Here is a 20,427-nt window from a genome sequence, read left to right as displayed (position 1 = left end):
CCGCACGATGGGCGAGGGGGCGGCGATGAGAAACACTCACAGCCCGGGAAGGCGGTGAGCCTCGGGCAACGTCGGGTCGGTGCGACAGACCCGCCTCTACGGCGTCCCGTCGCACCGATGCTCGCCACGCCAGTCGACGCTGTACCCGAAGGCACCGACCTAATCCACGAACCCAAGTGGGATGGGTGGAGGTGCATCGCATTCCACGAGGATGACCGCGTCTACCTACAGTCGCGTGCTGGCAGGAACCTGACCACATACTTTCCGGACATCACCCGGGCCGTGCGAACGCTCCCACCCGGAGTGGTGCTGGACGGTGAGCTGATCGTTTGGGAACGCGGCCGGACAAACTTTGCGCTGCTTCAGCGGCGAGTCACCGCCGGTCGCGGTCTACTACGCATGGTCAACGACCACCCGGCCCACTACGTGCTGTTCGACCTGCTAGCCGCCGCCGACGGTCGGCCGGTCCTGGACCTGCCCCTATCGGACCGGCGGGCACAACTGGAGCGCCTGCTCGGTGGCGCCCCCGCCCAGCTCACGCTGACGCCACAGACAACGGACATGGGGCAAGTGTCAGACTGGCTGACCGAATGGACCGTCGCGACCGGCATCGAGGGGGTCGTGACCAAGCGGCTCGGGAGCCGATACCAGCCGGGACGGCGTTCCGGCTGGTGGAAGTTTCGGAGGCATCTCACTACGGAAGCAATCGTCGCCGGGGTGACCGGCAGCCTCCACAGCCTAGAAACGCTGCTGCTGGGTCGGTTCGATCGGTGGGGCCGGCTCCGATACACAGGCCGCACTCACCCGCTGCACACCGACCAGCGGCAGGAACTCGGACTGCTTGTGTCGCCGCTGCGGCCTCTGCAACACCGCCGCGCCACCGTGGTGCATCCGTGGCCGCAGCCGTTGCCGGCATCGTGGTCTGGGCAGCTGGACCGGCCAGAGGCGTTGCGGTACGTGCAGGTGGAGCCGACAACGGTGGTGGAGATCGAGGCGGACATGGCGTTCGAACACCAGCGGTGGAGGCACCGGGTCCGATACGCGCGGGCCAGGCCAGACATGTCGGTGTACGACGTACCGCTGCTACTCGGAGAAGTCGAAGGCTACTTCGACGAACCATGAGGACTATCGCTGTCCGACCTGTAGGCCACGACTGACCAGCCGCCGTGGCCGTCCAGCTCGACGCGCACGACCAGATCGAGGTCTGTGCACCGCACGGCCTTGACGATCTGCTCGACGGAGTGTGGCGGCGCAACCCGAGTCGGATCAGCCCGGAGCGATCCCGGCAACGACTTGCCCGCCACCGCCCCGCCGAACGCTGGCCTGGCGTCCACGTCGTGACGTGAAACAGGGCTAGCGGCCTGCCTTGGCATGGTATTCGTCGACGACTTCTTGTGGGATCCGGCCTCGGTCGGAGATTTCCTTGCCGGCTTTCTTTGCCCAGGCACGGATTGCCTTGTTCTGCTCGCGGTCGGCGGTGGTAGCTGCCCGGCCGCGGACGGCCCGCCCGCCGATGACTACGCCACCGCGGCCTACCTTCGTGCCGTGAGCGACGTACGGTGCGAACGCGCCACGCAGTTTCTCGGCGTTGGTGCTCGACAGATCGATCTCGTACTGAACGCCGTCGAGTGAGAACTTGACGGTCTCGACAGCGTCTCCACCGTCCAAGTCGTCAACTAGCTTGTGAATAACCTGCTTGGCCATGACGGCATCCTTTCGAGGCAAGTCGTGTCTACAAACACGGGGTGCACAATAGCTTGCGGGATGTCCGTTGGGCCAACCGGACGGCGGTAGCCGTCGCGGGGAACGCTGGAGCATGATGCAGGACTTCTCAACGGCGAGCAGGTTTGCGCGTTGAGCACACTTCCTCGCTCCGCTTTCTACGAAAGGTCGGGCTCGGCGCTCGAAGGCTGTTGCGGTGACGAGGAGATCTGCGCTGGGAGTTTTGGGGTGTGTTCCGGGGGTTGCGTGGCGGCTCTTGGTTGGGGCGCCAGTCTCTCGACGGTTTCTTGGAGTTGTTGGACTCTGGCGGTGAGTAATTGCATGTTGTTCAACAGTTGCTGGGCTAGCGGGGCGGCTGGTCGCGTACTTGTTGTGCTTGGTGTAGCAGTGTGGTGTAGATGTTCGGGGTGTGGTCGGGTGGTGTGGTTGTCGGGTAGGCTATTGGTGAGGACATGATCTGGGCGCGTTGGCTCAGGTTGTGGGGGTCGCGTTCGCCGGTTGGTGGAGCGGCCCCTCTCTCGTTAATGTGGAGTTCTTTGCCTGTGGTGGCTTCGATGATGGTGGCTGTGTCGGTGATGCGGTTGAACCATTGGGGCTCGTTGGTGCGGATGGCGCGGCCGACGGACCAGGCGACGGCGTCAGCGAGCCAAAGTCCGGGGTGGGTGTGGTCTTTGATGTGGACTATGCGTACACGGTGGCTGATGGCGTGTTGTTCGAGCAGCCGTCGGTAGGTGCGGACGTCGTTGCGGTCGGTGGTGGGGATGCGGCGGTTTTCGGTGCGTGCTTGTTGCCATTCGCGGTGGCTGGCGCGGCTTTCGAGGTAGACGTCGCGTACGCGTTGGGTGTTGAGGTAGCGCAGGAGTTGTTCGAGGCTGGCCTGTCGGGCGTATTCGCGTTCGCCGAGGACGCGGTGGATGGAGCGCGTGCTGTCGTTGGGGGTTTCGGCTGGTCGGGTGTCGAGGGGGATTTGTAGCGAGACGGCGGACCAGCCGGCGTGGTTGGCGGCGACGTCGAGCATGTCTTCGATGATGCCGACGTGTCCGCGGTGGTAGAGCTCGCTGGAGTGGTAGGGCTGGCCGCGTGCGGCGGCGCTGGCGGCGGCGAGGGCGGGGGCGACGTCGTCTTGGTCGATGATGACGGCGGACATGAGGTAGGCGCCGGGGCGGCCCTGTGGTTGCCAGAAGGACTCGTCGACGAACGCACTGGGAAACATCAGTCGATCTCCGTTTCATGTTCAGCGGCGATGCGCTGCTGTGCGTCGTGTGCGTGTTCGCGCAGCTGTGCGGGGACAGGTGTGCTCTGGGGTGCCGGACGGGTGTCGTGCACGGCGGTGACGCGGGCGGTGGTGGCGGCGACGGCGTCAGCGAGGGCGGTATTGCGGCTGGCGGCGCGGCGGGCTTGTTCGGCGGCGGCGGCGAGTCCGGCGTAGCGCGTGGGCAGGGCGCCGTCGTACCAGCGTTTCCAGGTCGCGTGCTGGCCGTCGAGGGCCGTGGCCCGGCGGGTGCTGCCCGCGATCTGGTGGTCGAGGCGGACGAGCTGCTGCTGGAGGTGGTTGATCTGGTGGGCGGCGGTGGTGGCGTACGTGAGCACGTCGCGTTGGACGGTGAGGCGCCGGGTGCGTGCGGGGCCGTGGTGCCACCAGCGCGGTTGCAGCCGCTGAGCTTGTGTACGCGCCTGTTGGTGTGCGGTGTTGGTGGTGGCGACCTGGTGGGTGAGGTCGTGGCGCTGGTGTTCGGCATCGGTGAGGGTGCGGTAGGCGGCGCGGAGGTCGTCGCCGACGTAGGTGGGTGCGGCACGGTCGGCGGTCTGCTGCGCGGTGATGAGGCGGGTGAGTTCGGTGTCGGGTGCGGTGGTGAGTTGTCCGGCGAGGGTGGCGGTGCCGAGGACGAGTCGGGCGCGGTGCCAGGCGTTCCAGCGGCTGATGTCGCTGGTGTGTGGTTCGGGCCCGATGGGGTGCTCGCCGGTGTACTGGTAGGTGTCGCGGTAGGCGGCGACGACTTTCGCGCGGGTGAGCCATTGCTGGCGGCCCGCGTCGTCGGTGGGTAGGTCGCCGAGAGCTGCCGTCCAGGCGGGCCGGTCGTGCGCGGCGAGCCGGCCGAGTGCGTCGGTGCGGCGGTCACAGATCGCGGCGACCTGGCGCAGCGCGTCGCCGATGTCGCCGGTCACGTTGGCTGGCAGGCGATCGGTGTAGGTGCCCCACTGCTCAGGACGCTCGGCGACGGCCGGGTCCGCGGTGGCGCGTTGCATCAGGCGGTCGATGCGCCAGGACAGGACAGCGGCGAGGTCTTCCGCGCTGTCCAGCTCGCGGCCGCGGATGACGCGGCTCAGGACGTCGCGGGGGTCGTGTCCGGCGGCGGCGTAGGTGGTGAGTCGGGTGATAAGCGCCGGCAGGGCGAGGTCGCGGGCGAGACGGTCGGCGACGGCGGGACCTCGTAGTTGGCGGACGATGGCGAGGTATTCGGGGATGCGGGCGCGGGCGGCGAGGTCGTCGTAGATCGGCGTCCAGACGTGCAGGGCGTCGACGTCTGCAAGGAGCTGCTGTTCGGTCTCGGTGGCGGAGCGCTCGGGTGCGGTGCGGCGCATGATGTCGGCGAGCACGGCGACGGCCGCGGTGGGCGGCGCAAATGGGGTGCCTTCGCGGGGTTCGTCGTCGGTGACGACGTATGCCTCGTTGAGCGTTCGGGCGCGGGTCAGCATGACGTAGACGCGCTCCAAAGAGGTGCTGTCGTCGATGAGCGCGCGGGCGGTGTCGACGGTTTGCCCTTGGACGGTGTCGACGGTCTGGGCGTATGCGAGGTGGGTGTGCCGGGCGGTGTAGGCGGCCGGCAACACGGTCGTGGTGCCCGTGACGACGTTGGTGACGTGCAGTTGGCCGTCGCGGGCGACGGCGTTGATGCGCCACTGGTCGCGGTTGGTGACGTAGTCAGGGCCAGCGGCGATGCGCCGGTCGTTGCGTCGGGTGACGATGATGTCGCCGACGCTGGCGATGTTGTCGTCGCCCAGGCGCACCGATGGGCCGCGCTGAACGTGGCCGGCGGCGATGAGCATGGCGCGGGCGCGGTGGGCGATGTCGGATGCCTCGTCGTTGGTGTCGACGAGGATCAGGCTGCGCCGCCCGGCGGTGGTGTCGGCGAGCCAGCGGGTGAGCATCTGGTCGACGAGGTCGGCGCGGTGTCCGCCGATGAGGCGGTGGTGTCGGTCGTAGTCGGCCAGGACGGTGATGTCGCCGTGGCGTAGCCGCAGTGAGGCAGGCCCTTCCCACGGCTGGTGGAAGCGGTGCACGTCGGCGAGGGTGCGGGTGATGCCGAGCGTGGCGAGGTACCGCAGCAGTCCGCCGGGGCCGACGGCGGAGGTCTGGTGGGGGTCGCCGACGAGAATCAGTTTCCCGCGCACACGGTCGAGTTGGAGGGTGAGGCGGGCGAGGTCGTGGCTGGAGACCTGGGACGCCTCGTCGATGATGACCCACTGTCCTGGCGCGAACTGCCAGTCGCGGGCGCTGGTGCCGGCGGGTGGCCGCTGTCGGGCGTGCAGCCACCGGGCGATGTTCTCGGTACGCAGCGCCGTGCCGCCGGGTCGACGGGTGGCGTCGGCGAGCAGGTTCGCGGCGGCCTGGCCGACGGTGAGACCGAGCACGGGTACTCCCGCGCGGGCCGCGGCGGCGACGACGGCCCGTTGCAGGTGGGTCTTGCCGCTGCCGGCAGGGCCGATGACGCCGGTGACGCGGCGGTCGTCACCGACGATGAACCGTAGGACGTCGGTCTTCTCGCCCCGCAGGTTCGATTCGGTGATGGCGGCGTTGATGGCGTGGGTGGGTGCGGGTCGGGCGCCGCGTCGGCGTGCGTAGGCGATGACGTGGTGCTCGGCGGCCAGGACGCTACGGGTGGTCAGGTGAAGGTCGCGGTGGCGGGTGTATTCGCTGTGCTGGTCGCTGGCGCGTCGCAGGTTGGGGCCCCACTGCAGGAGCGCGGGAGGTGTGAGGACGCGCAGGCCCGCGGCGTGCTGGGTGACGGCTGTGGTGGCGAGCTGCTGCACGCGTCGCCAGTCGTCGGTGGGGGAGTGGCCCGGGGTGATGCCGAGGGTTCGGCCGATGGCGAGTTCGAGGTGGTCGGGGCTGAAGACGGCGCGTTCGCGGCTGAGGGTGTGCACGGCGCGGGCGACCGCGAGGCGTTCGTCGGCGCGCACGGCGGCGTCGAGGACGCGCGGCCAGTGAGCGCGCGGAACGCGGAGCTGGGCGGCGGCGGCCCGCAACACGGCCTCGTCCACGGCAGCGGCGCTCCCAGCGATCCGCCGGGCACGGCGCAGCACCCTGGCCGCGGTGTCGGCGGTGTTGTCGTGGGCGTGGCCGGCGAGCAGACGGTCGACCTGACCATTGGTGTCGAGGCCAGCCTTGCGGTCTTCGGCAAGCCACCGCCGCACCGCCTCGTGCGTGGACTCGGCGCCCTTGTGTGGTCGGCGGGTCCGCAGGGTGGCGTGCTGCGCCCGCGCACGCCATCCTCGGTCCGAGGTGCGCTGTTGCGGGTTCGGGGTGTGCTGGAGGTGTTCGGTGATGGCGGTACGGCGTTTGGCGTAGTGGCGCAGAGACGCGTCGCTGATGCCGACGATTTCGCGGATCTCGGAGTCGGGGCGGGGTGCGAAGGTGATGCCGCGGCGGTTGCCTAGCTCGGCTTCGATCGCGCGTTCGTAGGCGATCCGGGCGCCGATCGCGGCGCGGTAGAGGGCCTTGCCGTCCAGTGCCAGCCATTGGGGGTCTGCGTCGTGGGTGTGGGCGAGGACCTTGGCGCTGATGACGATGTGCGCGTGCAGTTGGGGGTCGCGTGCGCGGCTGAGGCGGTGGTCGAAGACCATGGCCGCCAGGCCGGCGGTGTCGAGCTGCCGGACACCGCCGGCGCCGGCGCGGGCGTAGGCGCCGTGGCGTTGAAGGTGAGCGAGCACCGCGCGGACACCGGCGTGGTGGGCGGCCATGACGTCGCGTTTGACGTCGTCATCCCCGAAGGCCCACAGCAACGACACGCTGTTGACCGGGGATACGGTGACGTCGTACCCGGAGACGGCTCGGCGTTCCGGGGCGGTCATCGCGTCGTACCACGCCTTGTCGCGCTGCTCGACCGTCGCATCCGGCGGGAGAAGGTCCAGCGCCCGCTGTGCGGCGGCAGCCCGGTACTCGTCGGTCTGCGGCGCGTAGGTGCGCCACCGCTGCCCGAGCTGATGGCCGACGCGCGGATGCCGGCCTTCACCGATGAGCAGACGCATCTGCCTCTCGGTGACCCAACCGCTCACGCCCAGCACCGCGGCGCCGTCACCGGCCCACCACCCAGGACTCTCGCCTCGCGCGGTGGGGTCGGTGTAGTAGGCGGTGGGGTCATCGCTGGTCGGGGCGCGCAGGTCGTGCCGTCCGGCGGCGACCTGTTCCATCACGTACCGGTATCCGCTGCCCGGCGAGATACGCGTGATGGCCAACATGCCGAAACCGTAGAAGATCAACACCATTAGCGGCTACAGAGAATGCAAGAGGGTGTATCGCATCCAAGGTGGCTAGATGATCATGATAAGTGTGTTTGGGCAGGCAGGTGTACGTGTGGCTAGGTGGGGAGTGGTTGGCAAATGAGTTCTGGAATTGCGGCTACTGTCGAACGAATTGGCAGATTGATGGGCTGGGAATGTGTTGGTGGTCGTGGAATGTCGATACGGTCGTTGCATGGCGAGTCAAACGGGGAATGATGCGGTCCGCGCGCTGAGGGCGCGGCAAGAGGTGGAGCGGCGTGCGGTGCGGGCGGTCGCGCAGTTCGGGGCGGCGGTCGCTGAGGTCGCGCAGCGGCGCGCTGAGGTGCTGGCGAAGCTCGACGGGGAGGTCCGCGACGCGACGGCGGCGCATGAGTTGGCGGTGGTGGTCCTGGCGGCGGTTCTGCGTGATGACGCGTTGGCCGCTGAGTTGTCCGGAATGGACGTCAGTAGGGTGCGAGCGCTGCGGCGCATGGCGGACGGGGCAGGGGTGCGGGAGCGCGTCGCGCAGCTCGGCGCGGTGGTGCCGCGTCGTCGCGGCCGTCCCCGCGCGGCGGACAACTCTTTGCGCGGGGGCCTGGTGGACGACACGGCGTCAGCCGCCGGCCCGGCGGCCGGCGGCTGAGCGGAAGGCGAGTGCGGATCAGGTCATGTCCAGCCCGCAGCCGACGCATACGAGGGCGGTTCCTTCGTCCAGCCAGAGTCCGTCCTGTTCCACTGCGGTGCACTGCTCGGGGGTCGGGGTGGGCCAGGGACCGACGATGACCTGTCGACCGGGGTAGACCCATTGCTGCTCTCGCGCGCCGTGGAAGGCGACGGGCGCTGTGGGGTTGGCCAGGGGCAGGGTGCGGCGGTAGCGCAGTTCGGTCCCGTCCAGGTTGGTAGGGGCGTACGGGGGGAACTTGCGGTGCACGCTGGCGCGGAAGCGGTCGAAGTTGTCGTACGAGGGCGAGCGCAGCTCGGCGCGGTCGATGAGGGCGAGTGCTTCGTACGGCAGGTCCCGGCGGTGGTGGTCGCGGGCCGCGTCCAGGTATGCGGCGGCGCGGGCGGCGCGCTCGGCGCGGCGCTGATCGCGCAGCGCTTGGGTGGTGCGGGGCGCGGTGAGGGTGTCGGGGTGGGCGGCGAGGTGTGCGGCGACTGCGCGCCAGATCGTGTCTCGGCCGTGCCGGTCGGTGAGGGCTTCTAGGTGGCCGTCGGCGAGGTAGCGAACGGTCTCAGCGGTGGAGAAGTTGAACGGGCCGTTGTGATAGGTGGGAGCCCAGTCCTGGCAGACGTGAGCGATGGTGATCCGATCGGCGCGGCTGAGGGGACTCAAGGTTCTGCCTTCCGTTCGTCGTGGGGGTGAGGGGCGGGAGCGGTAGCCGGCGGCGGCGTGCTCGACGCGCGTTGATGCCGTCGCGGTGCGGCGGCCCGGCCGCCGAGTTGGCGGCCGGGCGGCGCGTCGATCAGTCGGTTTGACCGAGGAGGCGGCGGTGGTCGCCGGTGGTGACCCATCCGGCGGTATCGCCGAAGAGCCGTTCGGCGCGGTGGGCGAGCGTGATGGAGTACAGGTCGGGTCGCTGCGCGTGGTGTTTGCTGCTCTGCCAGAGGTCGAGCAGGAGGGCGGCCAGGCGCAGGGTGTGGCGCATGCGGCCGGGGTTGCAGGCGTCGCAGCGGTGGCGGCGGGCGTACTTGATCAGGGCGACGGTGGCGGCGCGCAGCTCGATGGCGGCGGCGGTGTTGTTGATGCGTGTGGTGGGCCACGTCGGGGCGTGCTCGCAGAGGTGCAGGACGGTGAGCGCCTGTGCCATGCGGCGTCGGGCAGTGTTGAGCAGGTGAATGATGTGCCGTGTGCGCTGGTCGGCGGGCAGGGTTGGTAGGAGCATGGTGGGGCCGGCTGGTGCTGTCATGGGGGACTCCTGCTGTGGGGTTTGGTGGGGTGTTCGAGCGGGGTTCGCTGTCCCGCTCGAACACCTGTTGCTTGACCGCTGAGGGCTTTTTCGTCCGGGTGGCCGGAGGCCTATTCAGTGCTTCGGGCCATCCGAACGGATGCCGGCTACCGGTAGCGGCGGCGCTGCTTAGGGCGCTTCGTGGTGACGGTCGCGCCGATGTTGGGGTGCCACTCCTTGACGCCTCCGCCGCGTCGCTTGGCCGCGTACATGGCTGCGTCTGCTCGGCTGAGTAGGTCGGCGGCGGTCACCTCGTTGTGGTCCGCGAGGGCGAGCCCGAGACTGGCGTAACAACCGAAGTTCGTTTCCCCGAGGGCGACCGTCGCTGCGTCGAGAGCCTGAGCGGCGGCCTTGGCGTTGATCCGGGCGGTCTGCATGCCGTCGTCGGTGATGATCATGAACTCATCGCCTCCCATTCGACCGACCTTCGCGCGCGAAAGGTCGAGCGCTGTCAGGGTGTTCGCTACCTGGCAGAGCACGAGGTCCCCGGCGGTGTGGCCGTGTTCGTCGTTGATCTCTTTGAAGCGGTTGAGGTCGAGAAGGGCGACGGCTACCGGGCGGGCGGGGTCTGCGAGCAGGGTGTTGAGGTGCCGGAGCAGGGCGCGGCGGTTCGGCAGTCCGGTCAGCGCGTCGTGGTCGGCTTCGTGGCGGGCGGTGGCCAGGTCTGCGCGAAGCTTCGTGTTGCGCATGAGAAGGGCGATGCATGACGCGGTGGTGGTTGCGAGCAGGATCGTGGATGCGGTGAGCATGTGCGCTCTCCCTGGGTTGGGGGTTTGTGTGTGGTGTGCGGTGGGGGTTCGCCGTCCCCTCCGAACAGTTATTACTATACCCGGTTTTAGGTCTGCTGGCTACCTGTGTCTGTCCTGTTCGGACGTCAGGATCTTGATCTTGATGGTGGGATGCCGGCGGCTACGCCGACCAACTCGCGGCGTGCGGCCGGAGGCCGCTTCCGGTTTCCGGTCCGTCAGGACCGGGCCTGCGACCCGCCACCGACCGGCGGGCAGTGCGAGCGGGTACCGGTTTCGAGTCTGCGGGAAGCTATCGGCGCTGCTCTGATTCATCGAGGATCGCCCATAACGTCGCGCGCTTCCACTTGCGGCGGTGGCGGCCTTTCGGGCCGGTGGTGTCTTCGTCCGCCTGGCGAAGTACGTCGTCGGGTAGGGCGGTCGGGTGGTTGTAGCCGAGCACGCGGGCGGCCTCGACGGTGCCGACGAGTTCGTCGGGGTCGCCGGAGCGGTCTGGGTGGCCGTGGGGAGTGGCCCGGGGGCGACCGGTGTGGGGCGCGCCTTGGCCGGTGCGGCTGCCGGCGATGTCCCATACGGTGCGGCGCCTCCAGCGGCGGCGCTTGCGGCCGGTGGGAGTGAGCGATTCGTCGTCGACGCGCTCAAGTAGGAGTGGCCAGATCCGATTGCGTCCTTGCAGGGAGTCGACGCTTTGATAGCCGAGCATGTGCGCGACGGTGGTGGTGTTGACGAGTTCGTCGGGATCGCCGCTGCGGTCCACGGCGGCGCTGGCGGCGCGTCGGGCCTTGTCCCGGGGCAGTTGGAAGGCGGCGATGTCGTCGGTGCGCCATCTGGTGCCGTCGACGCGCTCAGGGAAGCCGCTGGTGGCCCGTTCGCCGTAGAGCCGGTCCAGGTGGCTGACGGAGATGCCGAGCATCGCCGCAGCCTGGGTGCGACCTACGTGGTTGCCGCTGTGGGCATCGCGGGTGGGCATGCGCCGATGATGCCGTATCGGTCGGTGGGACGGCTGTAGGGGATGGGCGAGCCGTTCGAGACGAGCGTTGACCATGCTTACTGCTTCGTTGGTCGATGATTGGGCTGTCGTAGGATGGCGGGCACGTGCTCGGCGTATGGGCCTTTGGGGGCCTGTGTGGCGTCGGCACCAGGCGGCCGGGGGGAGTTCGCCAAACTAACCCCCGGCCGTTGCCCTGTCCGTCAGCGGCCCGGCGCTGCGAGCATTGACGGCGCAAGATTCGGCGACGCCCGCCGGTGGCGTCACCGGTGTGGCGGGCTGCTGGTGGTAACGCGAAGGTAGCGGCGAGCGGCTCGGGCGAGCAGGCCGTACTGCGTGTCCCATCGTGCCATCACCCGTCCGCTCGGCAAGTGGCGTGCCACGTACTCACGTCGCAACGCGTCCCATCCACCGGCGCACACAGGGTCCGACTCGGCGACGAGTGGGCCTGCCCCGTTTTGACGGACATCCAAGATCAGGGGACCTGGGGTCTCCGGGAGGATGTCCATCATCATGGAGAGCATGGGGAAGAAGCGGCCGCGGCCTCGGCGTTCGTTCACGCCGGAGTTCAAGGCCGAGATCGTCGAGTTGTGCCAGCGCGGTGACCGCACGCTTCGACAGGTCAGCCAGGATTTCGACCTGACCGAGACCGCGGTGCGTGACTGGGTCAAGCAGGCCGAACTCGACACCGGCGTCCGCGCCGACGGGCTGACCACCGGCGAACGAGACGAGCTCGCGCAGTTGAGGCGGGAGAACCGCAGGTTGCGCGAGGACGTGGACATCCTCAAGCGGGCGACGGCTTTCTTCGCGAAGGAGACCCGGTGAACGTGCACCCGTTCATCGAGGCGGAGCGAGCCGGCAAACACAACGTCAAGCGTGCGTGTGAGCTGCTCGAGGTCTCCAGGTCCGCCTACTACCAGCGCACATCCGGTGTCCAGTCCGTCCGTGGGCGCGTTGATGCCCAGCTCACCGAGAAGATCATCCAGGTTCATGCGGGGTCGAAGGGCACCTACGGGGCGCCACGGATCCACGCCGACCTCGCCGACGCCGGCATGCGGCACGGCCGTAAACGCGTCGCCCGGCTGATGCGCGCCGCTGAACTGGCCGGTAAGAGCCCTCGCCGGTGGCGGGCCACGACGATCCCGGACCCGAACGCCAGCAGACGCCCTGACCTGGTCAGGCGTGACTTCACCACCGATCCGGCCGCCCTCGATTCCCGCTGGTGCGGGGACATCACCTACATCAACACCTGGCAGGGCTGGCTCTACCTGGCCACCGTTATCGACCTGGCTTCACGCCGCATCGTCGGCTGGGCCATCGCCGACCACCTCAAAACCGACCTGATCGACGCCGCTCTCACCGACGCCCTCGTGCGGCGCCGACCCAAGTCTGGACTGGTCTTCCACTCGGATCGCGGCGCCCAATACAGCAGCGCCCAGCACGCCCGCCTCGCGCAACGTCACGGCATCCGCCTGTCCGTCGGACGGCGCGGGCAGTGCTGGGACAACGCGGTCGCCGAATCGTTCTTCGCCACCATCAAGACAGAACTGCTGCACCGCCAGCCATGGCCCACCCATCAAGCCGCCCACCAAGCCATATTTGAGTACATCGAAGGGTGGTACAACACCCGCCGCCGGCACTCGACCCTGGGCTACCTCAGCCCCGCCGCCTTCGAAGCCACCGGCCCGCACCTGCAACCAGCCGTCCAGGCAGCCTGACTAAGATCAACACATTGACCCTGTCCGTCGAAACGGGTCAAGCCCAGAGCTCCCAGCGTTCGCCTTCGGCTGAGGCGATGTGAGCGTGACGCTCGCGGGTCAGCGACCAGCGGTCTTTGTCGGCTTTGAGGATCAAACCGTGGTCGGTGCCATCGCGGAACAGGTGGTACTGGCCGGCGCAATCACGAACCATCACCACGTCTGCCTGCTCGTCGAGTACCTGGGGTCGCGTCGCGTGGCACTGCCAGTGACCACACAGCGGTAGGTGGCGTGCCATTGCGCGTTCGGAATCGGTGAGGGGTCTAAACGGCATGGCTGCTCCTTGGGGTCGCCGTGTGGGCTTCTGATGAAGGTTCGCCGTCTCCATCAGAAGAGCTACTACTATACCCTTTTTGAAGGCGTTTTGTCAACGTCAAAGCGTTGTTCGCTGGGCGGCGGGCCTGCTCGGGTGGTGGCGGGCGATCCATCGTAGGGCGGACGACGGAGCTGGCAGGCCGACGCGGCTGGTTGCGAGCGTAGCGAGCGGCCGTGTCGGCCGTTGTCTGCGGGAGCAACGGTCTGGACCAGTGCGGGCCGAGGCAATATCTGGGCTGAGGACAGCGGGAGAGATCGCGGCCCGCCTGGCGCGGTCGGTGAGCCCGTGGCGGAGACGGCGGCCGGCGCCACCGTTCATCGGTCAAACTCGAAGCCTGGGCTGCCGTGGCGCCGCAGAGAATGCTGGTGCCAGCGTCGGCACCAGCCGTCAACTTTCCGGCTGGCGGTGGTGGGCGAAGGTCACGGACGCTGCCCGGTGGCGAGGCGGCGGCGCAGCTCGGTCAGGGGGAGTCGGTGGCGTTGGCGGTGGCGTTGTTCGGTGAGGATGGCGACGTCGCCGAGTTCTTCGCGTAGTTGAGTTTCGGCTGCTTCGGCGGCGGTGTAGTGGTCGGGCAGGACGTGTAGTAGTCGTGCCCAGTGGTGTTTGCCGGCGCGGACGCATGCGCCTCCACAGTTGTTGTGTGGTAGGCCGAGGGCGTAGAGCCGTGGTGGGCGTAGGCCGAGTTGCCGGGCCGAGTCCAACAGTTCCTGCTTGGTCAGGTGCGGCGGGTCGAGTAGGGGGAAGCGGGTGGTCCAGGGGTTCCAGCCGGTGGCGATGGCGGGGGCGCGGCGGCGGTCGCGGGTTGAGGCGTCGAGGCCGATATACAGGGTGGTGGTCGCGGGGTCGGCGTGGGCGTCTAGCCAGCGTCGGCAGGGTCGGATTTTCAGTGTGACGGTGCTTATCTGCACTTGGATGGGGAAGCAACTGAAGACACGATCCGTGTCGCATGATTTTGGTGTGATCGTTACCTGACTTGCTGTCAAGGACGAGCCTTCCTGTGAACGCGGAAGCGCCGCACACCCTGTGGGTGCGCGGCGCTCAGGTGATGAGGATTTAGTTCCGGTGTGATGCTTAATCGAGTGGCATTGGTGGCTAGTCGAGACTCATCCGGGTCCTCCTCCTGCTGTGATCGCGGACGTCGAAGGGGTCGCAACCGGTACCTAGGTACAGGCTTATCGTCGTACGGCTGGCGCCGATGGCGCCCTGTTCGAGGAGGCCGGCGCCTGCACGCTGCCGCTGGCGGAGCAGCCGTTGCGGCTGGCGGAGTTCGATGAGTTGTTCGCTACCTCGGCGCGTGAGGTGGACCAGATCAGCGCGATGCGAGCGCGCCCGCAGCTGGTCGGCCCGGCGGGGTTGGATGCCACGGTGCGGGATTTGATCGCCCGCGAGACCGAGTGCTGCTCGTTCTTCGACTTCGCTGTCGCCGTCGAGCCGAACGGTGACGGAGAGACAGTGGTCCTGGACGTCACGGTGCCGCCGCAGCACGGCGATGTTCTGTGATTCTGACGGCCATAGGTGGCCCCACCGTGACGGTTCCCTCTGGCTCCACCGCGGCTGAGGCAGCGGAAGAGGGGACGGTCTGACTTGGCCCCACGTCATGGTCAGAATCTCAAGCGCGGCGTCACTCAGGGTAGTTGATAGACGCCGAGCGCCACCTCGGTCACCTGCCCGCTTCTGCCGATGAGCGGATGCCGACGGACTCGCTGTCTGCATGACACCGGAGTTGACCCTGCACGCGCTGGCCGACAACGGTGCCGTCGGCGGGGTCATAGGCTCGCCGGGTGACGGACGAGGAGACTAGGGAACTTGTCATCGATCGCTTGCTCCTGGCGATGGCGGCGCAACTCGACACGTCGGGGAGTCCGGCCCTGGCGGCCGGTGCGGCCGAGGCGCTCGCCGACTTGAGCAGGTCCCAGGCAGATGTCATCTTCGGCCAGGCAGGCCATCTGGTTCACTACGGCGCGGACACCGAACCGCTGAAGACTCTCATCCACGCGATCACGGCCATCCAACGCGATGAGGCTCCGGCAGATGCCCTGCTCAAGCCGGGTGACGAAGTGCGACTCGTGGAGGTGCCAGAGAGTCTTGCCGACTACGACGAGATGTGGCTGCGCGAGACCACGTTCGTCGTCCGCTACGTCGGTAGGAATGCGATGGTCGACGTGCAGCCGGACCTGGCCGAGGATTACGTGATCGCGACGGTGCCGGCCGCCGGCGTGGAACCCATGCGAAGGGAGAGCACTCCGTAGCATCGCTGCATCCGCTCAGGGATGACTGTCGTCCATGGGTCGGGTGGATACGTCGGCGGCAATCATGATGCCGGAGAACGCTTACGGCGACGCGTGCCCGCCCACGTCCGCTTCTGCCGCAATCCGCGTGCTCGCTACCCATGCCGCGGTGACACTCGGTAGTCGGGAAATGAGCCGCCTGGTGGGGCCAGATGAGACCGTCACACCAGCCGCCCGACGGGCGGCGGCGGGGCCAGACCGCGCCGTCCGGGTGGGGCCGAGCGGGACCGTCAGAATCAGTGCACAAGCGCCTCAGCGCGGCGCTCGCCGTCTGAACACGCCCGGGCTAGTCGTCGTTCGGCAGGTACCAGCCGTGTTCGCGGCGCCTGGTGGTTGCGTCCGGGTTGTCGCGCTCGTAGGCCTCGTTGGCGCGGCGCGTCATTTCTTCGTCGTAGCGGTGCAGCTCGTTGTAGAGGTTCGACGCCTCGCCGACATTGTCGCTGGACACATAGCGCTGTCGCAACGCCTCGCGCTCGTCTTCGAGTTCCGCGTCGGACATTGGGCGGAGGCTACCCAAGCCGCGTGCGATGGAGTCGAAGATGCCCATGCGCAGATGCTGACACGCCGGGGGTTGGCGGGCAAGGAAGCTGCATAGGCCCCACTCCGAATCGGCCCGGCTACGACCGCCAGTTGATGCGCACCGTGTCCGGGTCGAACCCCTTGCGCCCACGTGGCGCGCGTAGCAGCTCCACCGTCATCAGGGTGTCGATGAGTGCCCGCTGTCGGTCGAGGTTCAGCGCTGCTCGGGAAGGCGCCTTGACGCCCAGGCAGTCGACGGCGCCGATGACGTCGTAGCGGTCGGGCCGGAACCTGTCGACAAGCATCGCCCAGGCAAGCGAGCCGGCGACGAACACGCTATAGGCGGCCTGGATCCGGCCGAAGTTCGCGTCGGCCTACAAGGCGGCGACGAACCCGTACGCGCCGAGCGCGGCGATCCCGGCACCCCTGGCCGGCGTCGCGGTCATGCCGGCGTCGCGGTCATCATGTATGCCCCTCGGAGACTGGCGGCCGTAGCCCCGGCATGCCGAGCCCGACGGTGCTGGCGATGTTCTGCAGCCGGACGGCTTGCTGCTGTTTGTCGGCCAGGAACCGCAGAGTGAGGTCAAGACCCTCGATCTCACCGAGCCAGCCTTCGGCTTCTGCTCGTGCGCGCCGGGCGAGAAGGTCTTCCTCCAACTCGGCGAGCCGGCCCAGCATCTTCGGGTCCACGTTGAGCATCGGGCAGCGGATGCAGGCGTGTTCGTGTTGGCACGGGGTGCCATACGGGCGGGCGCAGGAGCCGAGCTCGACGCGGCGTTTGTCGAAGTGTTCCTGGAACTCGTCCCACTCGGTTACGGTGGCATCGCGATACTCCTCGGTGGGCCGATAGCCGCGCCGCTGCTGCAGATACTGCTGGTAGTGGCGCACCACGTCGTCGTCGAACACGGCGACGTAGCCGCGGGTGGTCTGGATGTTGAGGTGGCCCAGCAGGGCGGCGCCGATGTGGATCGGCAGCCCGCTGTTGACCAGTTCGGTAGCGAAGATCCGCCGGAAGTCGTGCGGGGTGATGTGCAGCCCGCGGAAGGCCGGATGGTGCTCGGCGATGGACTCGCACAGCCGGCGCAGCATCAGGCCGATCGTGGCCGGGGTGGTGACGTGGATGCTCGTGCCGCGCCGCCGCTGAAACAAGTACGGCAGCGGAGTGCTCCACAGCTTGTCGTGGGCGTCGAACCGGCTCAGCTGGGCGATCGGCTGGCCGTCGCGGGTGAGCCGCCGCACCACCTGGGCGATCACGTGGAACAGCTCAGCCGACATCGGGATGACGCGTTCGCGGTCCATCTTCGACGGCGCGATCACCAGCAAAGCGATGACCTCGCCGTTGGCCCGCTGGTACTGACGGATACTCAGATGCGACAGTTCGGTCAGCTCCTCGATTCGTACGCCGGAGTGCCGCAGCGTCTCGACGATCGCCCACTCCCAGAAGGTGGCTTCCTCCAGCGCGCTGACGTGGATGACCTTGCAGGTGGCCTCGTCGACCGCCCGGACCGGCCGTTGCTCGTGCCGGGCGCGTTTGCGGTCGGCGGTCGACAGGTAGCGCCGGTAGGTCTTGCCAGCCACGGTGAAGACACCGTTTTCCGGCGTCGCGGTCGCTTTTTCCAGCAGGGTTTTGGCGTGCTGGTGCCGCTGCTCGACGTGGGCCACCAGCACCGGTAGCAGCGGCTGCCGCACGCGGGTGCGGTCGGCGGAGCGTTCCTCGATACGGCGGCGGCGCTGGCCGCCGCCGCGGAACTCGGTCTGCGCGACCGGGCACGGCGCGATCCACAGCGCCCACCGATCCGGCTCTTCGGCGGCCCAGGTGTGCAGGTCGAGGTAGAAGCTGCGGACCGCGATGAGGATGTCGTCGGCGTTGCCGCGCGGCTGCCCGTCGTCGCGGGTGCGTAGCTGTTCACGCCAGACCTCGTAGGTCTGCGGATCGATGCGCAGGTCGGCCTGACCGGGGTTGAGGTCCTCGATCTTTTCCCAGAAGTGGTGTGTCAGTGACCGGGCCAGGTTGTTGATCGTGGCGTAGTCGGTTTCCGCGCGGCGGCGGGTGATGTAGTCGATCAGCAGCTGTCGCACGCCCTGGTGGACGATCGGGTACCGGTCGACGAGTTCGGCGGTACTGAGCTGACCGCGCAGCATCGCGGCCCGCATCGTGGCTGGCGTGCTGGCCGCGAAGTGCCCCATTCGGTGCAGCACGTTCCACACACCGATACCCGCGAACTGGTTCGCGTCCTTCTTGCCGTCGCGTAGCACCGTGCGGACCTGGCGGGTCTCGTGCGTGTAGTGCAGCAACGCGCCCGGGGTGACGTCGGCGAGCGCGACGCCTTGCACGGTGAGCAGGCAGCACACGTCGAACAAGGCTTTGCGTCGATGGATCCATCGGGCATCGTGCTCGTCGACCTGTCCGGCGTACCTCTCCAGCAGAGCGTCCTTCTGCGCGGTGATGAACTGGCCCGGATAGTCGCGGAACTTGTTGCGCCGAAACGCCATCAGCGACGGCTGGATGACCCGCAGGCAGAACAGCATCTTGATGCCGGGACTGATCGTCTGGCTCGGCTCGATCCCGGAGATCACACTGCTCGCCGCGACTGTGCCGGCGCCCAACGGGCTCGCGTCCCACCGCTGTTGCCACGTCGTGCCGGAGAACGTCTGCAGGTACTGCAGCGCCGCCGTCACCTGAGTCCGGCGCTGCGCGCAGTCCCTCGCCGGCCCGTCCCAAGCCGCCGCGGTGACCTCCCTGAGCCGGTCGACCGAGGCCGTAGCCAGGTCACCGAATGGACGCGGTGCTGTCGCTGCTGTCGCCGGCTGCGCCGGGATACGTCCCTGCACGAATCGGCTCGCAAAACCGAGCTCCTCCAGCACCGGGCCGTGCCGGTGATGCCGTCGGGTCAGACCCGTAGTCGTGGTCGCCGACTTAGCCACCGAACACCGCCGCGATGTCGGCAGGGTCGTAACCCGGTGCGTACGTCATCACCGGCCGCGGCCGGTTGTAATGCTCGGCGAGTTTGTCGACGAGATCTTCCACCCGCGCGGTCAGGTAGCGGCCGGTCACCCGGATGTCGGCGTGCCGCAGGATTACCTGCACCTCCGGCAGCGTCAGCCGGCCACCGTTGACCATCCGCGTCGCCGCGGTATGCCGCAGATCATGCAGCGTCCAGTTGGTGCCCAACCGAGCGTTGACCCGCTGCAAGATCCGCCGCAGGGCCCAGTAGGCCAACGGCCGATCCTCACCGCGGCGGGTACGCCAGATTCGCTCACCGGCCGTCGGCGTACCCGCCTCATCGAAGTATCGCGCCAGGTAGAGGAACGCCTGTGGTGAAGCCGGCACCAGCTGTCGCGCTCGGGTGCCCTTCGAGACCACCCAGATCCGCTGGCCGGCCCAGTCGAGGTCCTTTAGCAACAACCCGAGGAGCTCAGCGGCTCGCGCTCCGCTGGAGACGAAGAACTCGAGCAGCGCCCGGTCACGGTCGCAGTCCAGCGCCGCGAACAGTTCGTCCCACAACCGATCCGGGATCGAGCGAGGCAGCGGGGCGGGAACCCGCTGCCGCAGCCGCGCCCGCCCGAACTTCGCCGGCGTCTCCAACGGGCTGCGGTGTGCCATCGCTCGGCGTCGTTCCGCTGAGACCGGGACGGGATTGCGCACCGGGCCACGACCGTGACGAGCGTGGAACTGGTAGAACCCGCTGACCACCGATAGCGCGTGGTTGATCGTCGACGGCGCATAGCCCGCCTGCAGAGCCGACTTGCCCGTCTTCGGATTCACTGACCCGGCAGGCGGCGCACCCGGATCCGACCGCTGCCGCTGCGGATTCTTGGCCGAGCGGAGCCAGCCGACCAACACTGCGACCTCGGCCTCGGTCGCCTCATGCCAGCCCATCTGCAGAGCCCACAACAGCCGGAACCACCGCAGCAACCCGAACGCGTAACTGCGGCAGGTCAACGGGCTGCAATCGCTCAGCGCGAGTTCACGGAGATAGCCAGTCGCCGGCTCGACCGCGGCTCCCCGCGTATCACGTACGACGAACGGCGGATGCAGTAAGGAGGTGTCCACCACCGAACCGACCGGCGGGACTGTGCCGCGCCCCTCTATCAACAAGATACGCAAATCCACGCAGCGCCCTCCTGGTCATCATCGCTGGCACCAAGGCCAACGAGACGGCCCGGTGCAGATAACTCAGCAGGGGGCTATGCGGCTGTTGCCGAGGTAGCGGACGTCGTGGAAGAGCTGCCAGGGGGTACGGCCGTCGGCGACGCGGGTGATGAGTACGCCGAGTTGTGCACTGCTGTCGTCAAGCCAGCGATACAGGTCGGGATCTTCGGTCAAGACGTCTGCGAAGAGTAGGACGAGTCGGTCGGTGCCGTGGTGAGCGGCGACGCGTTGGGCGGCGGCCCAGCTTCCGATGCCTCCGGAGTATTGGACGACGTGCAGGTGTTTCTTGGGGGTGCTGAGTGCTGGGAGCGGGTTCGGGTTCTGGGTGGGCATGACGGTCCGTTCGGGTGCTGTCTGGCATGTGGGTCTGACCGGGAGGGCTCGTTGTGCCGTGCGGGGCGGACGGTGGGGGAGTGGGGAGCCGGGGGAGGCGAGGGGCGGCGCGTGAGCGCCCCTCGTCCGGAGCCGGGCGCTCGATGCGCCCTGGATCTGGGCACCGCGCGTAGGCGAG

General features: G+C 68.2%; 20 protein-coding genes and 1 pseudogene. 7 read left to right on the top strand and 14 right to left on the bottom strand.

Translation table 11 applies throughout. The annotated features are described in order from the left end of the window. The first annotated feature begins 117 nt into the window (after positions 1-117). Both GA0070608_RS29260 and GA0070608_RS29255 read left to right on the top strand, forming a co-directional pair. Entirely contained in the window at positions 118-1,122 is a 1,005-nt protein-coding gene (locus tag GA0070608_RS29260; RefSeq protein WP_091632599.1) for an ATP-dependent DNA ligase, read from the top strand. A 44-nt stretch (positions 1,123-1,166) separates the two neighbouring features. Beyond that, positions 1,167-1,346: a nucleotidyltransferase family protein gene (locus tag GA0070608_RS29255; RefSeq protein ID WP_091632596.1), complete on the top strand. Its 180-nt coding sequence runs from the start codon at positions 1,167-1,169 to the stop codon at positions 1,344-1,346. A gap of 7 nt (positions 1,347-1,353) precedes the next feature. On the opposite strand, the gene GA0070608_RS29250 is transcribed toward GA0070608_RS29255, so the two are convergent. From GA0070608_RS29250 to mobF, 3 genes are all read right to left on the bottom strand, one after another. Further along, positions 1,354-1,704: a histone-like nucleoid-structuring protein Lsr2 gene (locus tag GA0070608_RS29250; protein ID WP_091632593.1), complete on the bottom strand. Its 351-nt coding sequence runs from the start codon at positions 1,702-1,704 to the stop codon at positions 1,354-1,356. Positions 1,705-2,065: 361 nt separating this feature from the next. Next, positions 2,066-2,935, bottom strand: a complete 870-nt coding sequence (locus tag GA0070608_RS29245; protein ID WP_091632589.1) for a DUF3800 domain-containing protein — start codon at positions 2,933-2,935, stop codon at positions 2,066-2,068. Beyond that, positions 2,935-7,182, bottom strand: coding sequence for a MobF family relaxase (gene mobF / locus GA0070608_RS29240; RefSeq protein WP_176733896.1), 4,248 nt, complete (start codon positions 7,180-7,182; stop codon positions 2,935-2,937). The genes GA0070608_RS29245 and mobF overlap by 1 nt, the downstream gene beginning before the upstream one ends. Positions 7,183-7,417: 235 nt before the next feature. Between mobF and GA0070608_RS29235 the strand changes: the two genes are divergently transcribed. After that, entirely contained in the window at positions 7,418-7,846 is a 429-nt protein-coding gene (locus GA0070608_RS29235) for a hypothetical protein (protein ID WP_091632580.1), read from the top strand. Positions 7,847-7,864: 18 nt separating this feature from the next. Here the strand turns inward: GA0070608_RS29235 and GA0070608_RS29230 are convergent, their stop codons facing one another. From GA0070608_RS29230 to GA0070608_RS29215, 4 genes are all read right to left on the bottom strand, one after another. Further along, on the bottom strand, positions 7,865-8,536 hold the full coding sequence (locus GA0070608_RS29230) for a hypothetical protein (RefSeq protein WP_091632578.1): 672 nt from the start codon (positions 8,534-8,536) through the stop codon (positions 7,865-7,867). A 130-nt stretch (positions 8,537-8,666) separates the two neighbouring features. Continuing rightward, positions 8,667-9,110, bottom strand: coding sequence for a hypothetical protein (locus GA0070608_RS29225; protein WP_141719596.1), 444 nt, complete (start codon positions 9,108-9,110; stop codon positions 8,667-8,669). 146 nt (positions 9,111-9,256) lie between these two features. Then, the gene (locus tag GA0070608_RS29220; protein WP_091632570.1) at positions 9,257-9,898 is read right to left on the bottom strand and encodes a GGDEF domain-containing protein; all 642 of its coding nucleotides are present in this window, start codon (positions 9,896-9,898) and stop codon (positions 9,257-9,259) included. 289 nt (positions 9,899-10,187) lie between these two features. After that, positions 10,188-10,808: a hypothetical protein gene (locus GA0070608_RS29215; protein WP_091632567.1), complete on the bottom strand. Its 621-nt coding sequence runs from the start codon at positions 10,806-10,808 to the stop codon at positions 10,188-10,190. A 597-nt stretch (positions 10,809-11,405) separates the two neighbouring features. Between GA0070608_RS29215 and GA0070608_RS29210 the strand changes: the two genes are divergently transcribed. Then, a complete protein-coding gene (locus tag GA0070608_RS29210; protein ID WP_176733888.1) occupies positions 11,406-11,708 on the top strand; it encodes a transposase in 303 nt (100 codons plus the stop codon). Next, positions 11,705-12,601 carry an IS3 family transposase gene (locus tag GA0070608_RS29205; protein ID WP_091632564.1) on the top strand — a complete coding sequence of 299 codons (897 nt, stop codon included), beginning with the start codon at positions 11,705-11,707 and terminating at the stop codon, positions 12,599-12,601. Before GA0070608_RS29210 ends, GA0070608_RS29205 begins: the two co-directional genes overlap by 4 nt. 37 nt (positions 12,602-12,638) lie before the next feature. Here the strand turns inward: GA0070608_RS29205 and GA0070608_RS32415 are convergent, their stop codons facing one another. Both GA0070608_RS32415 and GA0070608_RS29200 read right to left on the bottom strand, forming a co-directional pair. After that, complete coding sequence (locus GA0070608_RS32415; RefSeq protein WP_141719594.1) at positions 12,639-12,914, bottom strand: hypothetical protein; 276 nt, start codon at positions 12,912-12,914, stop codon at positions 12,639-12,641. Between the two features lie 461 nt (positions 12,915-13,375). Beyond that, a complete protein-coding gene (locus GA0070608_RS29200) occupies positions 13,376-13,864 on the bottom strand; it encodes a hypothetical protein (protein WP_245716010.1) in 489 nt (162 codons plus the stop codon). A 343-nt stretch (positions 13,865-14,207) separates the two neighbouring features. Between GA0070608_RS29200 and GA0070608_RS29195 the strand changes: the two genes are divergently transcribed. Together GA0070608_RS29195 and GA0070608_RS29190 are read left to right on the top strand one after the other, a co-directional pair. Beyond that, positions 14,208-14,456, top strand: a complete 249-nt coding sequence (locus tag GA0070608_RS29195) for a hypothetical protein (protein WP_245716009.1) — start codon at positions 14,208-14,210, stop codon at positions 14,454-14,456. A gap of 281 nt (positions 14,457-14,737) precedes the next feature. Continuing rightward, the gene (locus GA0070608_RS29190; RefSeq protein ID WP_091632559.1) at positions 14,738-15,205 is read left to right on the top strand and encodes a hypothetical protein; all 468 of its coding nucleotides are present in this window, start codon (positions 14,738-14,740) and stop codon (positions 15,203-15,205) included. 325 nt (positions 15,206-15,530) lie between these two features. Here GA0070608_RS29190 and GA0070608_RS29185 read toward each other — a convergent pair whose 3' ends face one another. From GA0070608_RS29185 to GA0070608_RS33860, 5 genes and pseudogenes are all read right to left on the bottom strand, one after another. After that, a complete protein-coding gene (locus tag GA0070608_RS29185) occupies positions 15,531-15,791 on the bottom strand; it encodes a hypothetical protein (RefSeq protein WP_091632556.1) in 261 nt (86 codons plus the stop codon). Between the two features lie 217 nt (positions 15,792-16,008). Beyond that, positions 16,009-16,185: pseudogene (locus GA0070608_RS33865) on the bottom strand (YnfA family protein); the annotation flags it as partial. A gap of 40 nt (positions 16,186-16,225) precedes the next feature. After that, positions 16,226-18,628, bottom strand: a complete 2,403-nt coding sequence (locus GA0070608_RS29175) for a tyrosine-type recombinase/integrase (protein WP_218107610.1) — start codon at positions 18,626-18,628, stop codon at positions 16,226-16,228. 52 nt (positions 18,629-18,680) lie between these two features. After that, positions 18,681-19,877, bottom strand: a complete 1,197-nt coding sequence (locus tag GA0070608_RS29170) for a tyrosine-type recombinase/integrase (RefSeq protein WP_091632552.1) — start codon at positions 19,875-19,877, stop codon at positions 18,681-18,683. A gap of 63 nt (positions 19,878-19,940) precedes the next feature. After that, positions 19,941-20,090 carry a hypothetical protein gene (locus GA0070608_RS33860; protein ID WP_245716008.1) on the bottom strand — a complete coding sequence of 50 codons (150 nt, stop codon included), beginning with the start codon at positions 20,088-20,090 and terminating at the stop codon, positions 19,941-19,943. Positions 20,091-20,427: the final 337 nt, after the last annotated feature.

The organism is Micromonospora peucetia, assembly GCF_900091625.1.
GTDB classification, from domain to species: Bacteria; Actinomycetota; Actinomycetes; order Mycobacteriales; family Micromonosporaceae; genus Micromonospora; species Micromonospora peucetia.
The sequence above is the reverse complement of the archived record's forward strand: the minus strand, read 5'-3'. Positions and strand labels throughout refer to the sequence as shown.

What these genes read in the sequence shown, in the direction of transcription:
- mobF (WP_176733896.1), bottom strand. Translation starts at nt 7,182, where the DNA reads ATGTTGGCCATCACGCGTATCTCGCCGGGCAGCGGATACCGGTACGTG.
- GA0070608_RS29250 (WP_091632593.1), bottom strand. Translation starts at nt 1,704, where the DNA reads ATGGCCAAGCAGGTTATTCACAAGCTAGTTGACGACTTGGACGGTGGA.
- GA0070608_RS29185 (WP_091632556.1), bottom strand. Translation starts at nt 15,791, where the DNA reads ATGGGCATCTTCGACTCCATCGCACGCGGCTTGGGTAGCCTCCGCCCA.
- GA0070608_RS29215 (WP_091632567.1), bottom strand. Translation starts at nt 10,808, where the DNA reads ATGCTCGGCATCTCCGTCAGCCACCTGGACCGGCTCTACGGCGAACGG.
- GA0070608_RS32415 (WP_141719594.1), bottom strand. Translation starts at nt 12,914, where the DNA reads ATGCCGTTTAGACCCCTCACCGATTCCGAACGCGCAATGGCACGCCAC.
- GA0070608_RS29225 (WP_141719596.1), bottom strand. Translation starts at nt 9,110, where the DNA reads ATGACAGCACCAGCCGGCCCCACCATGCTCCTACCAACCCTGCCCGCC.
- GA0070608_RS29245 (WP_091632589.1), bottom strand. Translation starts at nt 2,935, where the DNA reads ATGTTTCCCAGTGCGTTCGTCGACGAGTCCTTCTGGCAACCACAGGGC.
- GA0070608_RS29235 (WP_091632580.1), top strand. Translation starts at nt 7,418, where the DNA reads ATGGCGAGTCAAACGGGGAATGATGCGGTCCGCGCGCTGAGGGCGCGG.
- GA0070608_RS29220 (WP_091632570.1), bottom strand. Translation starts at nt 9,898, where the DNA reads ATGCTCACCGCATCCACGATCCTGCTCGCAACCACCACCGCGTCATGC.
- GA0070608_RS29260 (WP_091632599.1), top strand. Translation starts at nt 118, where the DNA reads ATGCTCGCCACGCCAGTCGACGCTGTACCCGAAGGCACCGACCTAATC.
- GA0070608_RS29210 (WP_176733888.1), top strand. Translation starts at nt 11,406, where the DNA reads ATGGGGAAGAAGCGGCCGCGGCCTCGGCGTTCGTTCACGCCGGAGTTC.